This is a genomic window from Veillonella sp. oral taxon 158, from assembly GCF_018376515.1.
GTDB classification, from domain to species: Bacteria; Bacillota; Negativicutes; order Veillonellales; family Veillonellaceae; genus Veillonella; species Veillonella rogosae.
On the sequence record NZ_JAHABE010000006.1, the window covers coordinates 15,624 to 31,938 of the forward strand.

12 protein-coding genes are annotated in these 16,315 nt (G+C 43.6%); 11 read left to right on the plus strand and 1 reads right to left on the minus strand.

The genetic code is table 11. The features are described from left to right. Positions 1-12: 12 nt before the first annotated feature. From KH364_RS04950 to KH364_RS04980, 7 genes are all read left to right on the plus strand, one after another. Positions 13-942: an AAA family ATPase gene (locus KH364_RS04950; protein WP_273298818.1), complete on the plus strand. Its 930-nt coding sequence runs from the start codon at positions 13-15 to the stop codon at positions 940-942. Between the two features lie 2 nt (positions 943-944). After that, the gene (locus KH364_RS04955) at positions 945-2,915 is read left to right on the plus strand and encodes a VWA domain-containing protein (protein WP_273298819.1); all 1,971 of its coding nucleotides are present in this window, start codon (positions 945-947) and stop codon (positions 2,913-2,915) included. Between the two features lie 3 nt (positions 2,916-2,918). After that, on the plus strand, positions 2,919-6,542 hold the full coding sequence (gene cobN, locus KH364_RS04960; protein ID WP_273298820.1) for a cobaltochelatase subunit CobN: 3,624 nt from the start codon (positions 2,919-2,921) through the stop codon (positions 6,540-6,542). Position 6,543: 1 nt separating this feature from the next. Next, a complete protein-coding gene (locus KH364_RS04965) occupies positions 6,544-7,455 on the plus strand; it encodes an ABC transporter substrate-binding protein (RefSeq protein WP_273298821.1) in 912 nt (303 codons plus the stop codon). 22 nt (positions 7,456-7,477) lie between these two features. Then, a complete protein-coding gene (locus tag KH364_RS04970; RefSeq protein ID WP_273298822.1) occupies positions 7,478-9,346 on the plus strand; it encodes a TonB-dependent receptor in 1,869 nt (622 codons plus the stop codon). A 344-nt stretch (positions 9,347-9,690) separates the two neighbouring features. Further along, a complete protein-coding gene (locus KH364_RS04975; protein ID WP_273298823.1) occupies positions 9,691-11,007 on the plus strand; it encodes an aminotransferase class I/II-fold pyridoxal phosphate-dependent enzyme in 1,317 nt (438 codons plus the stop codon). Positions 11,008-11,132: 125 nt separating this feature from the next. After that, the gene (locus tag KH364_RS04980) at positions 11,133-11,414 is read left to right on the plus strand and encodes a type II toxin-antitoxin system Phd/YefM family antitoxin (protein ID WP_273298824.1); all 282 of its coding nucleotides are present in this window, start codon (positions 11,133-11,135) and stop codon (positions 11,412-11,414) included. A gap of 60 nt (positions 11,415-11,474) precedes the next feature. Here the strand turns inward: KH364_RS04980 and KH364_RS04985 are convergent, their stop codons facing one another. After that, positions 11,475-11,933: a helix-turn-helix domain-containing protein gene (locus KH364_RS04985; protein WP_273298825.1), complete on the minus strand. Its 459-nt coding sequence runs from the start codon at positions 11,931-11,933 to the stop codon at positions 11,475-11,477. Between the two features lie 389 nt (positions 11,934-12,322). On the opposite strand from KH364_RS04985, the gene KH364_RS04990 reads away from it, so the two are divergent. The 4 genes from KH364_RS04990 to KH364_RS05005 are packed head-to-tail and all read left to right on the plus strand — an operon-like array spanning position 12,323 to position 15,897. After that, positions 12,323-13,630: an FAD-dependent oxidoreductase gene (locus KH364_RS04990; protein WP_273298826.1), complete on the plus strand. Its 1,308-nt coding sequence runs from the start codon at positions 12,323-12,325 to the stop codon at positions 13,628-13,630. Continuing rightward, positions 13,627-13,905, plus strand: a complete 279-nt coding sequence (locus KH364_RS04995; RefSeq protein ID WP_005387378.1) for a ferredoxin family protein — start codon at positions 13,627-13,629, stop codon at positions 13,903-13,905. The genes KH364_RS04990 and KH364_RS04995 overlap by 4 nt, the downstream gene beginning before the upstream one ends. Positions 13,906-13,909: 4 nt before the next feature. After that, on the plus strand, positions 13,910-14,896 hold the full coding sequence (locus tag KH364_RS05000; protein WP_273298827.1) for an electron transfer flavoprotein subunit beta/FixA family protein: 987 nt from the start codon (positions 13,910-13,912) through the stop codon (positions 14,894-14,896). Then, positions 14,896-15,897, plus strand: a complete 1,002-nt coding sequence (locus tag KH364_RS05005) for an electron transfer flavoprotein subunit alpha/FixB family protein (protein WP_009352014.1) — start codon at positions 14,896-14,898, stop codon at positions 15,895-15,897. The genes KH364_RS05000 and KH364_RS05005 overlap by 1 nt, the downstream gene beginning before the upstream one ends. Positions 15,898-16,315 lie beyond the last annotated feature (418 nt).

The window sequence follows — 16,315 nt, forward strand, 5'->3', positions numbered from 1 at the left end:
GAGGTCAGGCTTATGTTATATCCATTTACTGCTATTGTTGGTCAAGATGAAATGAAGTTGGCCCTTTTGCTCAATGCTATCAATCCGTCTATCGGGGGTGTGTTGATTGAAGGGGAAAAGGGCACAGCAAAGTCTACCGCGGTACGTGCACTGGCGAGCCTTTTACATCCTATGGAAGGAAGTGCTTCGGCCATGACCGTCGTAGAGCTACCAATCAACGCTACTGAAGACCGCGTTGTAGGCTCTATTAACTTAGAAAAGGCCTTACAAGAGGGTGTGAAAGCCTTTGAACCAGGCATTTTACAAGCGGCACATCAAAATATTCTTTATGTAGATGAGGTCAATCTCTTGGATGACCATATTGTAGATATCTTACTAGATGTAGCGGCTATGGGGGTGAACACCGTAGAGCGCGAAGGGGTAAGCCATTCCCATCCATCTCGTTTTATACTTGTAGGGACTATGAACCCTGAAGAAGGTGATCTAAGACCACAGCTATTAGACCGTTTTGGTCTATCTGTTATGGTTTGTGGTGAGCAAGACCCAGCACAGCGTATGGCTGTTATCAAGCGACGTCTAACCTTTGGAGACAATCCCGCAGAATTCGTGGATACCTATAAGGAATCGGAACGAGCTTTGCATGAGCGCTTGTTAGAGTCTCGTAAGCTATTACCAACTATTATCCCCTCTGATGAGATTCTCCTCAAGATAGCAAGCATTAGCATTGGGGTTGGAGTTGATGGGCATCGTCCAGATATTACGATGATGCATACGGCTCGTGCTCACGCTGCCTTTCACGGTCGCTCACACATCATAGATGACGATATTAAGGTGGCTGCAAGATTGACGTTAAAACATCGTATGCGAAGATTACCTTTTGAGGAGCAAGGTCACGATGTAGACCGCATCGATACAGTAGTATCTGCGGTGCTCGAGGGATAGCTATGGATACATCTGTACAAGAGGCCCTCAAAATAGGCCTCGTAAATGACCAGATTCATAGCATTGTTATTTCTGGTGGTACTGGTGTTGGTAAAAGCTTTATCGTTCGTCAGTGCCTCGAGAAATGGCATATTCCGTATCGGCTTATTCCTGTTTATATAGATAACACGCAACTACAAGAGACTATCGACTTTGAAGCGTCTCTGCAGCAAGGTCAGATGGTGATGAACGCAGGTTTATTAGATGATCCGCACACGCGATGTTGGCTCCTAGATGATGGTCAAGTTCTATCCCCAGAAGTGCGTCATGCCTTGTTAGTGGAGGCAAAACGACGTCATATCTTGTTAATCATGACGATAAACCATGAGGATAGAACCTTAACTGACGCGGAATGGGAACTCGTAGACGCACATGTATCTATGAATTCACCGTCATTAGAAACTCGCATCGATGTATTACAACGCGTTCGCGATGAAATCTCTTATGAAAATGATGCGAATATAGGGGCTTTTATAGAAAACAAGAGTATTCAAACGATTTCTGTACCAGAGCCGATGATATCCTTAGCTATTGCCTATGCACTTAAAGCGCATACCGTAGGTCATGGTGCAGAGTATGTATTGTTACAAGTTATGAAGTCCTTAGCTCTTCTAGAAGGCTGTTCCTATTGTAAGCCTCGTCATGCAGAATTAGCGGCGCTATATGTACTGCCACATCGTATGAAAAAGGCTGAAATACCAGAATCACAGCCATCACCAGGTGAAAATTCCAGTAGCACCAGTGAGCAAGATAGCAGTCAAAGTAATGACACCTCTGACTCAATGGATTCCGATGTATCAAATGACTGTGAACAGGATGATAGTAATCGAGATGAGCTACATCCTAATGAAGCAAATCCTAACGAATCAAATGCTAATGATGCAGATGATACTGATATAGATTCTGCTGAAGGTGATGATGCTGATTCAAGTGAAACTAATGGTAGTAGCAATTCCTCAGAGTCTAAAGAACGACTAAGAGATAATGCTACTAATGATATGGGCGATATATGTGACAAGCTATCTTCTTTATGCTTGCCCGATACTGTTGCCCGTATAGCTAACCAATTATTCCAATGGAAACTAGAATCTTCTAAAACAGTAGACCGTCAGTATCGCAAAGGCTCAGGTCGTCGCCTTATGACTAAGACAAAGGATACGAGAGGGCGCATGATTCGAGCTTACCAAGATGAACAGGCTCTAGAGGACTTGGCGCTAGTAGACACGTTGCGAGCGGCGGCGCCGTATCAGCGATTGCGGGCTGCTATTAAAGGGGAACAAGAAAAACCATCTATTCAGTCCCAACAATTAGAGAAGCAAGGCAGCAAGGGATTATCTATAGTGGTAAAGCCTCAAGATTATCGCCGAAAAGCCCGTGAAAAGCGCATTGGCGCGTATCAACTATTCGTGGTTGATGCAAGCGGTTCTATGGCGGCGCGTCATCGCATGGAGGCTACAAAGGCGGCTATCTTGAGCCTTTTACGAGATTCTTATGTTCATCGTGATTCGGTAGGGCTCATTGCATTCCGCAAGGAGTCAGCCGAGGTTTTATTGCCCTTCACGCGCAGTGTAGAGCGAGCAGAGCGACTGTTAGCCTCTATGCCTACAGGCGGTAAAACGCCATTAGCTCACGGTTTACGAATGGCCTACACCATGTGCGATAGATTGTTGCGTGCCCATCGGGCGGAACGAATTCAGATTATATGTATCACCGATGGTCGAGCTACGTCGGGTGATTCTGAGGACCCTGTAGCGGAGTCCAAGCAATGGGCTCGTATCCTTGGTACTTTGCCTGTAGATTGTATCGTTATCGACACGGAAACGGGTTTTATCAAACTAGGCCTGGCTAAAGAATTGTGTAAATTGATGAATGGCAGTTATTATGCTATGGATACTATTTCGGCAGATCGTATTTTGCGCGTATCGCGGAGGTAAATCATGAGTCGGCTCATGTATATTTCTAACTTAGGAAAACAAATCCAATATATAGAAAAGGCTGTTGCCACTTACCCTGAATTGATACAGGGCGAGGTGGATATTTGCAATATGAAAAAACAGCCTCTATGGGATGCTACTTTTGAAAGTCGCCTGCGTGCTGCCGATGTAGTACTCGTAACCAACATGGGGGTGGGCTTAGACTCGCCGTTTTTGGAACGTCTGGAACGATGGTTGTATGCACATCATCCAAAATACTGGATTGACGTAGTAGAGCCTAAGAAAACAGACATTCTCTATCGCAATATAGATATAGACCAGCGGACTCTTCTTGAAAGCTATCGCCGCACTAGTGGTGTCATGAACTATGTGCGCCTTATTAACGGAGCTTTCAGTACGAAACCGACCTCTGAATGGGAGGAACCTGACCACATTCCGTGGCAAGCCATCATGGGACGCGATGGAAATATCTACGAGAGCTATGATGAGTTCATGGATGCCGAAGGCAATCGGGATTGGCCATCCATAGCGGTGTATTTCTACCGCGACGAATGGATTATGGGGGATATTTATTATCAGCAGGCCTTGTTTGAAGAGATTTACAAACATCAGTACAATCCGATTATTTTTTATGGGCAATATGGCTCCAATCCTCGGGTGGGCATTCCGAATATGAAACTGTCCATGAATTACCTGTTTGGTAAGGATGTATTCCCTTTTGATGTGCTCATCAATACTTGTAAATTCTCCTTCCAGTCCTTAGGGGCTCAAACGTTGGAGGAGTTAAAATTACAGGACGTACCTATCGTTCAAGGGTATACCATATACATGGATGAGAAATCTTGGGCTCAGGACCCGCAAGGAGTTACGCCGTTAGATGTGAATTTATCCATATCACAGCCTGAGTTAGATGGTGTTATTCAAGGCGGTGTAGTGGCTTGTCAAACCTATGATGAGCGTGGTCACTATGTGTATTTGCCGGTGAAAGAGCGCATTGCTGCCGTTGTACAGCGAGCCATTAAATGGTCTAAGTTGCGCCATATTCCTGTATCAGAGCGAAAGATAGCCATTGTTTTACATAACTATCCGCCTAAGAACTCCAACATTGGTTCTGCCGCAGGCCTTGATACACCTGAATCGGTGCTACGTTTATTAGCGCAGATGAAGGAAGAAGGCTACCTTGTCGATACGGTGCCAGACACCAGTGCAGACTTGATGGATATGGTAACGTCCCACATGACCAATGACCGATCCATGCTTACCGATGAGTTGCTAGCCTCTGCAGAAGGTCGCTTGAGCAGTGATGACTACAAAGCGTACTTTGCTACGCTGCCAGCAGACACGCAAGCTACAATGGTTAAAGCTTGGGGGGAGGCTCCTGGTGATGTATTTGTGTACGATGATGAAGTCATCATACCGGGTTTCTCCAATGGCAATCTGTGGATTACGGTACAACCGCCGCGAGGCTTTGGGGAGAATGTATCTACCATCTATCACGATCCATGTTTGCCACCACCGCATCAATACTTGGCGTTCTACCACTGGGTTCGGACCGTCTTTGAAGCGGATGCAGTCATTCATGTAGGGACTCATGGCTCCTTAGAATGGCTCCCAGGTAAGGGAGCAGGACTCAGTGCTAGTTGCTATCCTGAAATTGGGATTTCCTCATTACCTAATATTTATCCTTATTGGACGACTATTATTGGTGAGGGTATACAGGCTAAACGGCGTAGCTCCGCTTGCTTAGTAGGGCACCTGTCGCCACCGATGACGACGGCTGGGCTCTACGATGAGTTTGAAGAACTAGAAGCCTTACTCGATGAGCATAGCCACTTTGAACAGGAGCATCCTGAAAGTGTGTCTGAAATTGGAGAGGTCATTCGAGAAAAAGCCTTAGCCTGCCATCTTATCGATGAAGAACAAGGACCTACGATGGAGCTAGATGCTGTTATTACGGAAGTCCACGAAAAACTGACTGATTTGAAACATATGCAGATGCGCAACGGCTTACATATTTTGGGGCAAGGACCTGAGGGGACAGATTTAGAAGAATTTATTACTGCCATCATACGAACCCCTCAAGGAGATATTGCATCGGCCTTAGAAACATTAGCTGCGGAGATGGGCTATGATTGGACACATTTAGAGCAGCACAGTGGTGAACTCTCTGATGAGGGCACTCGTAATAGCGTAATCATTGACCGTATTTGGAATGAATTACGTACCTTTGTATCTAATGTCATGCATAACCCAGATTATGAGATCGTTCCTAGTCTGGAGCCTTTGGCTGAGGCCATCCTTCGTGATTACATTCCTAAATTAGGTGAAACCAAGAATGAGCTCATTTCCATATCTAAAGCCTTACAAGGGACTTACGTTGAGCCAGGCCCTGGGGGTGCGCCATCCAGTGGTCAAGTAGATGTACTTCCCACAGGACGTAACTTCTATGGCTTAGATGAGCGTGCCTTACCGACGAAGATAGCGTACCAACTAGGTATAGCCTTGGCAGACCAAGTCATTGCCGATTATATTTTAAATGAACAGCGCTATCCGGAGACGGTTGGCATTATCCTCTGGGCTAGTAGCAATTCTAGAAGTCACGGTCAGTGTTTAGGTGAGTTCCTCTATTTGCTAGGGGTTCGCCCTAAGTGGCAATCCAATGGCCGCATTTCTGGGTTAGAGGTTATCCCGTTAGAGGAATTACAACGACCTCGTATTGATGTGATGGGCCGTATCAGTGGCCTTATTCGGGATATGATGCCCACTGCTATCAGCTGGCTCGACAAGGCGGTTGAACTAGTGGCAGACCTAGATGAATCATTGGAAGATAACTATGTGAAAAAGCATATTCACGACGATGTAGACTGGCTCGTGGAACAAGGTGAAGATCCTTTATTAGCCACTAAGAAGGCACGCCTTCGCATCTTCGGTGACCCGCCACAAGCCTATGGCACTGGGGTAGGAGCCTTGATAGAAGGTAAAAACTGGGAGTCCTTAAGCGATATTGCGCACGTATATAGCAAGTGGAGTAGCTTTCACCTGCACAAGGATGTGCCACAAGATATGCGATTATTCCAACGTCGCCTCACGACTATGGATGTGACCATCAAGAATGAAGATAATCGGGAGACTCATATTTTGAGTGCTGACGATTATTACAGCTATCATGGTGGGCTCATTGCGGCGGTGCGAAATGCAAAAGGCAGCGCCCCTCGCGCGTATGTGGGGGATAGTACAGATCGTAGTCGCGTCGTGATGCGGTCCTTGTCGGATGAGTTTCGCCGCGTTGTGCAAGGGGAAACGCAGAACCCAAAATTCATTCAAGCCATGATGAAACATGGATACAAAGGAGCATCGGACATGTCTAATGTAGTGTCTCATAGTTTTGGCTGGGATGTTACCAGTGATGTGGTGCCTGACTGGGTTTATAAGGGGTATGCTAACAAATATGCCTTAGACAAAGTAGTGCAAGACTGGATGCGCGACGTAAACCCTTGGGCATTACAGCGCATTGCAGAAATCTTGTTGGAAGCCGCTCAACGTGGCTATTGGGATGCAGATCAAGAGATATTACAAGATTTGCAGTCTTTATATATTTCCATAGAAGGAGTTATAGAAGGGCGTTAGTATGAAACAAAGAATATCGATTATATGCACCATAGTCATGATGGTACTGCTGGTGGTCGGCTGTGGACCTACACAAACGGGGACGACTGGCGCTACACATCAGGTGACAGATGGTACCGGCGTAGCCGTTACGGTGCCTAGCGAGCCTAAGCGCATCGTTCCTATCGCGGCGAGTACAGAGGATATCGTCTTATCCTTAGTTGATCCGAGCCGAGTGGCTGCTGTGGGCACTGTGGTAAACAATGTGCCTGAGGCGTCAGCTAAGGTAGAGAAGCATGTGAAAGCAACTGCTGAGTCCATGCTCTCTGTACAGCCTGATTTAGTATTAGTTCCAAACTGGATGTCCCCAGATGCCATTGGGGAAATGCGGAATATGCAAATACCAGTGTATGTGTATAAGACGCCGACTACGGTAGAAGAAGCAAAAGCAGTTATTCATGAAATTGCTGGTCTTTTACATGCCTCTGATGAAAAGATGATTGCTAGCATGGATGCAGATTTGAAAACTGTAGAAGACATAGCAAATAAGCATAGCGGGGAGCGTCCTTTGGTGGCGTTTTACACGCAATTTGGTCTTACAGGTGGCAAAGGGTCAACCTTTGATGACATGACGAAATATCTGAAGGTACACAATGCGGCCGCTCAATTAGGCTTAGGGCCTTTTGATAACGGGACGCGAGAGGATTTAATCAAAGCCAATCCAGATATTATTATCATTCCGTCTGTGAACTATACTTCTGATGGCACTACGCCAGCAGCGGCAGAACAGCTTTATTCTGATCCTGCGTTGCAAGGTGTTAAGGCCATCGCTAATCGTCGTGTGTTCCTCGTAGATTCCTCGCAGGTTATGAGTTATTCTCAATTTATGACTCGTGCAATGGTTTCTATGGCACAAAATATATATAGCAAGTGATTTAGTGTGTGTGGAGGTTTTTATGAAAGTATCAAGAATGAAACGATTATCTCTGTATGTAGGGTTAGCCCTAGTATTTGGTAGCTCTTTGAGCGTATCTAATGCATTAGCTGCTAACGTAGGTGACGCTAAAGAAGCGCATACCATTGTTGTTACCGCAACTCGTAGTGAACAACAGCTTTCAGAAGTGCCAGCTAGTGTAGGCGTAGTAACAGGTGACGATATTCGTGAGCGCCATGCTACGAATATGAACGAAGCCTTGAACATCGTACCAGGCGTAGACATTAATACGTACGGTGGTGGCGTAGGTTACACGAACTCCAATGCATTCCGCATCAATGGGTCTGACCAAGTATTGTACTTGGTAGACGGCATCAATATGGGCGCAGCTGGTATAAACCCGCCGATGACTATTTTGAAAGATATGTCTAGCATCGATCGCGTTGAAGTACAACGTGGTGCAGGTTCTACCTTGTATGGTTCCGGTGCCATCGGTGGTGTAGTTAACGTAATCACTGCAAAACCTGAGCAAGGTGTACAAACTAAACTCCGCGTTATGGGCGGTAGCAACGACTTAGAGCAATACGCTATTACTAACGAAGGTAGCAAAAACGATTGGTACTGGCGTGTAGGCGTACAAAAAGATATCATCGGCTCCTATAAAGATGGTCATGGCGTGCGCATTCCTCAACACGGTAACAGCCATACTGCATCCTTCATGGTAGGCAATAAAATCAATGAGAAGAACGATGTGAAAGTATCTTACGATACATACCGTGGCGATGTAATGTACTCTGACCATTTAGGTGCTCTCAATCATATTCGTTATGGTAATGAAGCAAATGACTCCTTGCGTGCGATTTGGAATAATAAAATTAGCAACCGCTGGAGCCATCAATTATACTTGATGAATAATCACTACAAAACAACGTACGATGGGTACTTAACAGATGTGAAAACTCGTGGTATCGGCGATCAAGTAACATATAAAGCTAAAGATCATACTGTAGTAGGTGGTTTTGATTGGCGTCAAGATAAAGTGGTTAACATGGGTGGCGTGAAACTGACAAATGCATCCTACTTCATCCAAGATGAATGGAAATTTGCTCCTAAGTGGACTGTAACACCTGGTATCCGCGTTGACCATCATTCCTCCTTCGGTACGCATACATCTCCATCCATCAGCCTAGGCTATGATGTAAATGCAAAAACAAATGTATATGCTGCATATAAAGAGTACTTCTTGGCACCTACACCATACCAATTATTTGATGGTTTCAATGGCAACCGCAATTTGAAACCGGAAACAGGTCATGAATTTGATTTAGGTGTACACCACAAATTCGGTAAAACATGGAATAGTAATCTTAGCTTCTTCAGCCGTAGTACGAAAGATAAAATCGGTTGGGTTATGACAAACCCTGCAGCTTTCACAGGTCAATATCGCAATTTCGATACTGAAAAAGCTCATGGCATCAATGCAGATGTGCGTAAACAATTGACTAAGCACTTGTCCGCACGTCTTGGCTATACTTATACTCATATCGATGCAACACCAACTCGCAAAGCAAACCGTGATGGATATGTACCAAAACATGCTGTTAACGCAGGTCTTGATTACAACGATGCTAAATGGGATGCTCATTTGGATATTCGCGGTATCATCAACCGTCCTGGTACAGCGGATAATGTATTCCCGCGCAAAACTTACTGGTTAGCTGACATCAGCGCAAACTACCGAGTACGCGAAAACGTAACTGTATTTGGTCGTATCAACAATATCTTTGATACTTACTATGCAGAACAATCTAGCGTTCGTTGGGGCAACCCTGGTGACTGGTGGCCAGGTCAAGGTCGCAACTATCGTCTCGGCGTAGAAGTGACAATTTAAAACATAGAGCGTTATAATCGCTGTATACATGAAAGAGAAAGAGCCTTTAATTAGGCTCTTTCATTTTTACATTAATTTATCGTGGTATAGTAATACAGCACTATGAGAGTTATTTTCAATAGCCAATAAATTAGGCATATGTACATAAGTATGTGTTATAAAACTATAGATTTTCTATAGTAAAAGCTCTATAATATTATGTATCTATATATATCTATGTAATTGTTTTTAATTTTGCTTTGTGATGTATCAGGTATTTACTTGTATAGTAGGTGTTTTGTTACTTTCACAGTTATCAAAACCTCCTTGTTGAGGAGGTTTATTTTTAGAGGAGTTGGATCGAAATGAAACAACCAGAATTGTCGCCGTATATGATGGCTCGCAAGCCGTCTGGCATTCGCTTAGGACAAATTAAATTCTTGGAACGTAAGAACCCGCCTATCTTGGTGAATGGTTCTATTGGTAATGTAATGCGTCCTATGCATCCCGCCATGCAGCGTAGGTTGTTCAATTTGGGCGGTGTGAATAGCCCGTTCCATAATGGCATCGTGCCATACGTACCAACTACGGGTACTGATGAATGTCGCGAAGCATTTCTTCACATTTTACGCAGTCAAGGTTTTGATACAACTGGTCTTAATGTACTTGTAACAGATGGTGCATCCATGGCGATGGAAATCATCATGCTTGGCGTATGTGGTGGTGCAGGCGAAGAGGAACGTCCTCTTTTGATGTTCAACCCATCTTATACAAACTATGATGCGGTTGGTCTTCGCATTGGCCGTAAAACAGTTACTGTTGAGCGTGAGCTTAACGAAGATGGGGAATTTGAATTACCATCCGTTGAAACTGTAGAGCAACGCATTATCGATACAAAACCGGGTGCATTGCTCATCATTCCTTACGATAACCCAACAGGTCAATTATTCAGTAAGGAAACATTGATTGAATATACTAAACTATGTGTTAAACATAATTTGTGGATCATCTCTGACGAAGCATACCGTGAATTGGCTTATGAAAAAGGGAAAGAAACATCTAGTATTTGGGCTTTAACCGATAAAGATGTGCCTGGTATCGAAGGCCGCCGTATCAGTCTTGAAACGGCTAGTAAGGTTTGGAATGCTTGTGGTCTCCGCATTGGTGCCATCATTACAGACAATAAATTGTGCTACGAAAAATCTGTTGCTGAATATACGGCAAACCTTAGTGCTAACACATTGGGTCAATATATCTTTGGCGCGTTGAAGCACGAGTCCTACGCACAATTACATAACTGGTATGAGCAACAACGCGATTACTACCGTCAAATGATCTTTGAACTTCACCAAGGTTTCAAAGAGGTAGAGCCGGACTTTATCGTATCTCGTCCTGAAGCGTCTATCTACTTTGTTATCGACGTACGCAAGGTGGCTAAACCTGGCTTTGATGGTGTAGAGTTTGCCTCTTGGTGTGCCGAACACGGCGCAGTCAGCCTCGATGATGGCCAAGAATACACACTTCTTATGGCACCGCTCAATGGTTTCTACAGCGGTAAAAAAGGTGATGATAACCCAGGTAAGACACAATTGCGCGTATCCTTCTGTGAAAATCCAGACTTATTACGCTTGGCGCCTGAATTGTTATCTAAACTATTCAGAGCTTACGAAGCACAACGCTAACAATCAGAAATATAACCATAATATAAAGAGCCCTCCAGTTGGAGGGCTTTATTACTTGAATTGTTAATTAATATAATACTATTAGTAAATTCAATAAAATAATGATAGAATTATGATATAAGGAGGTGTATATATTGATTAATATTAGACCTGTATCAGACTTGCGTAATAAATTTCCGGAAGTTGAAGAAACCGTTATTACCACAAATTCTCCTGTATTTTTAACTAAGAATGGATATGGAACTATGGTGTTAATGAGTATTGAACAATATTCAGCATTAACAGATCCTATTGAGTACGCCTTGGATGAAGCTGATTCTGCAGCAAAAGAAAGCAAAATTCGATACTCTGGTGCCGATGTATTTCGTCGCATAAGGGAGCGGGTTAAAATAAAAAAGAAGCTATAAGACTAGATGTTATAGCTTCTTTTTGTTTTATCCCTAGGTAGGATACGTAGGGAAGGAGAATTATTTTTCTTCTTCATGATGTGGTCCCTTAGTACGCATTTCGGCTGCGAGCTGCTCGCTAGGCATAGAGCTTTCCTCTGTTGTTGGATACGAAGTGTCTTCTAAGATAACCGTTTCTAACAGTTTGTCAACCTGATCAGACTGAATCGATACTTCTTTGCTGTACCATTCGCCAAAATCGCGAATTACCTCTTCATTACGACGGAAGTAGGTATATTGGTCGATTTTACGAGATTCTACAAGTTCCGCATTTTCTAAGATGCTCATAAATGTAGAAATAGACGATTGAGATACACCGCAGCGTTTTTGGATACTCTTAACGCTTACACTGTTAGGAAAATCGATAAGAGTTTTAGTGTGTACTTGTACACCAAATTCTTTCTCTGGGTGTTTTAGCCACAATATAATATCTAACCGATGCGGATTTGATAATGCTTTCAAGATTCTTAACGGGTCCATAGGGCCTCCTCTTAATTAAAAAATAACGAGTTCCTAACCTTGACCGTGGACTTGCATTATGCGGTCGTATTATACGCGTCTTGCTCCGTATAGGGTTTTTCCTACTTTTATCATACGCTACTTTCACTGTGAAAGCTAGAAAAAACTTATAAATTTCACGAATTGATGAATTTTATTGCACTTAATTAAAAATCTTAGTGTGAAATAGTATGAGCTTATAATGATTATATATACATCCTATAGAGTGTTATATAGCATAATTTCGTAAAATATAGAATATATTTATTTTTTTGCCGATTTTTTTAAAGGTGTTTTACCTCTTCGTAGAGAATATATATATACTGTATGAACTTATGTAAGTTAAGCTTTCATTTAAAGGAGCTGAGTATATGGCAATTGATCGTAATGAAACATTTGATGTCATCGTCGTTGGTGCAGGTCCAGCGGGCTCTGCGGCGGCATTGCGCCTCGCAGAACAACGGGCGAAAGTACTACTCATCGAACGTGGCACCGCACCAGGCGCTAAAAATATGATGGGTGGACGTATCTACACACATTCTTTAGAACGTCTTGTACCGGACTTTAGAGAACGTGCACCATTGGAACGTAAAGTGACAAAAGAACGTATTTCTATTGGCACTGGCAATGAAATGACTACTATTGAGTATAGTAATCAAGATGGGAAACCTAATGAGGAATCCTACGTAGTATTGCGCGCTAAATTTGATAAATGGCTCGCAGGTGAGGCAGAGAAAAAAGGTGCTCTCCTAGTATCTAACGTACAAGTTACAGACCTCATCACTGAAGGTGAAGGCAAGAACCGCCGCGTCGTAGGCGTTCGCTGCCACGATGATGAAGTTTATGCTAAACTCGTTATCATCGCTGAAGGTTCCAATACATTGTTATTGGAAAAATCTGGTTTAACAGGTCCTACAGATCCAAGCACAATGGCTGTAGGCGTTAAAGAAGTATATAAACTTAAGAAAGATGATCTTGAAAATCGCCTCATGCTATCTGGTGATGAAGGTATGGCATGGCTCACTTTAGGCGATATGACTGACGGCTTATTGGGCGGTGGCTTTATTTACACTAATAAAGAAAGCCTTTCCGTAGGTATGGTTGTAGGTCTTGAAGATATCGGTAAAGCTAATAAGTCTGTAGACGAAATGCTTTCAGCTTTCACAAGTCATCCAAGAATTGCACCATTGTTGAAAAATGGTCAATTGAAAGAGCATAGTGCGCATCTAGTACCTGAAGGTGGTTATAAAGCAATGCCACAATTGGGCGGCAATGGTTATCTTATCGTTGGCGATGCAGCGCGTATGTGTATGAACCTTGGTTACACGATTCGTGGGATGGATCTCGCTATTGAATCCGGCATGTGTGCAGCTGATGCAGTTAACATAGCATTGCGCGACGAAAATATGGAACGCGTTGCTAGTCTATATGAACGTCAAATCAAAAATTCTTGGTTGCATAAAGACTTGAAATTGTATAAAAACATGCCTGACTTCCTTGCATCCAATCCTCGTATATTCAAGGAATATCCAGCTCTCGTGAATAATGTGATGCGCGATGTATTCACTGTAAACGGTGATGGTGCTGTTCCGATGTTGAAAAAATTAATGGGTCGCGTTCGTGACGTTGGCCTTGTAACCTTGATTCGTGATGCAATGAAAGGGGTGCGTTCCCTATGAAATTAGAAGAGCGCTTGGGCGCCAATAAATATTATGTAGATGAAACGTCTCCTCATATCCTTGTGGATGGCGCTGGCTTCAGCCACGAAGAGAAAATGAAACTCGTAAACGGCTGCCCTGCTGGTCTATATACATTACAAGAAAATGGCGATTTAGCCTTTGACTTCGCTGGTTGTTTAGAGTGCGGTACTTGCCGTGTTCTCTGTGGCGAAACTATCGTAAAAACTTGGAAATATCCGCGTAACGCTAAGGGCGTAGAATTTAGACAGGGGTGAGTGTATGGAGTTATTAGTATGTGTCAAACAGGTTCCAGATACATCTGAGATTAAACTGGATCCGGAAACGAATAATCTCATCCGCACAGGCTTGCCTAGTATTGTAAACCCTGACGATATGCATGCATTAGAGGCAGCTCTTGCGGTAAAAGACGAAAATGAAGGTAGCCGTGTAACAGTATTGGCGATGGGTCCTCCTCAAGCTGAGGATGCTCTTCGCGAATGTTTATCTCTCGGTGCTGATGATGCGGTACTTGTTACAGACCGCGCTTTCGGTGGCGCTGATACATTGGCTACAAGCTATACCATTGCATCTGCTATCCGTCATGTCCAAAAGACAATGAATCGTCAATTTGAAATCATTTTCTGTGGTAAACAGGCTATCGATGGCGATACTGCACAAGTAGGCCCTCAAATTGCAGAAGAACTCGGTATGGCGCAAGCAACGTATGCTTGTAAATTTGCTGTAGATACAGCGGCGCAAAAAGCAACTGTAACACGGGAGCACGAAAATGGTTACGAAATCGTAGAAGTGCCATTGCCAGTATTAGTAACGGCTACAGCTGAGCTTAATGAGCCACGTCAACCAGGTCTCTGGAGCTCTATTTATGCGAAACGTTATGAAATTTCCCATGTTACATTGCGTGATATGCCTAATATTGATGAAAGCCGTATCGGCCTTAACGGGTCCCCTACGCGCGTTCGTAAGGTATACCAACCACCTCTTCGCGGTAAAGTTGAAATGCTTCCAAATGTTGAAGAAGGTTCTAAAAAGGTTCTCGAATTGGCGTACAATATTAAGCCAGAAAAATTTGCTCATCTATTAGTTCCAAGCGATGCACCTGTTGCGGCTGAGGAACCTAATGATGAAGGTGTTGATGTTAAAGATCCTGCGCAACGGGCTGCTACTGTTGAAAGTGTGTCCGCCAGCGATTTTAAAGCGGTAGCTGCCGCTCAAGGTGATGAAGGTTCCAAAGGAGGTGACCGGTAATGGGTGTGACAAATTTTGATGATTATAAAGACGTCTTTGTCGTAGCCGATACCATCGATGATGTGGTGCATCCGGTTACTTATGAATTGATTGGCCAAGCTCGCCGTATCGCTAAGGAATTGGGCCAACTCGTTCAAGTTATGCTACTTGGGGAACATGTTCAATCCGAAGCAGAAGAACTCGTAGCACATGGTGCTGATATTGTTCACGTTTTTGAAAGCCCTCTTTTGAAATACTATACAACTGATGGCTACACAAAAGTATTAACTGACTTCTTCAAAGACCATAAGCCTAATGTAATTTTAATCGGTGCTACTAACAACGGTCGTGACTTGGCACCTCGTATGTCTGGTCGCATGCAAAACGGTGTAGTTGCTGACTGTACAATCTTGACTGTAGATACTGCAGAAGGCCTTGTAGAATGGACTCGTCCTGCCTTGGGCGGCAATATCTTGGCGGAAATCATTTCTCCAAACCATCGTCCACAAATGGGCTCTGTACGTCCTAACGTATTTAAAAGACCAGAGCGCATTGCAGATAGCTGGGGTCGTATTCAAGTAGAACAATTCGACCTTAAACCTGAAGATATTCGCATGAAGCGTCTTGACTTCATTCCATTCGGCAAAGATGGTTACAATATCCAAGAAGCAGATATCATCGTAGCTGGTGGTCGCGGCATGGGTTCTAAAGAAAACTTTGATAAACTTTACGAACTTGCTGAAGCTATTGGTGGCGTAGTAGGCGCTACACGTCCACTCGTTGAAAAAGGCTGGATTGAATTGCCATACCAAGTAGGCCAAACTGGTAAAACTGTAAGCCCTAAACTATACTTGGCATTCGGTATTTCCGGCGCTATCCAACACGTGAGCGGCATCTCCGGTGCTGACACAATCGTGGCTATTAACAACGATCCAAACGCAGAAATCTTCCAACACGCTAACTATGGCATCGTAGGGGATTGCATGGAAGTGTTAAATGATATGTTGGCGCATCTGAAATAAAAGCTAGCGTATTTGAGCTCTACTAATCAAATTAAATAAAACAATAGGGATACCTATCCTCAGCCTTCATGGGTACGCGTAGCGCCCAAGGCGGCTTCGAATAGGTATCCCTATTTGCTTTCTAGCTGTGGTAGAGCTCAAATATTAGCGTATTAAATACAGATACGCCTACATATCATTTTAGAGAAAGTGGAAGGGACAAAGGTGAGCTAAGTTGTTTTCAGAAAGGGTATCCTTTTTTTATTATCATTTTCCTAAATCCATAAGCCACTTTATGTATTCTTTTAAATCCTATCTGCGCCGACATATCATTTAGGGGAAAAGGAGAGAATGCTATGTGTAGCGCCCAAGGCGGCTTCGAATAGGTATCCCTATTTGCTTTCTAGCTGTGGTAGAGCTCAAATATTTTTGTCTTACA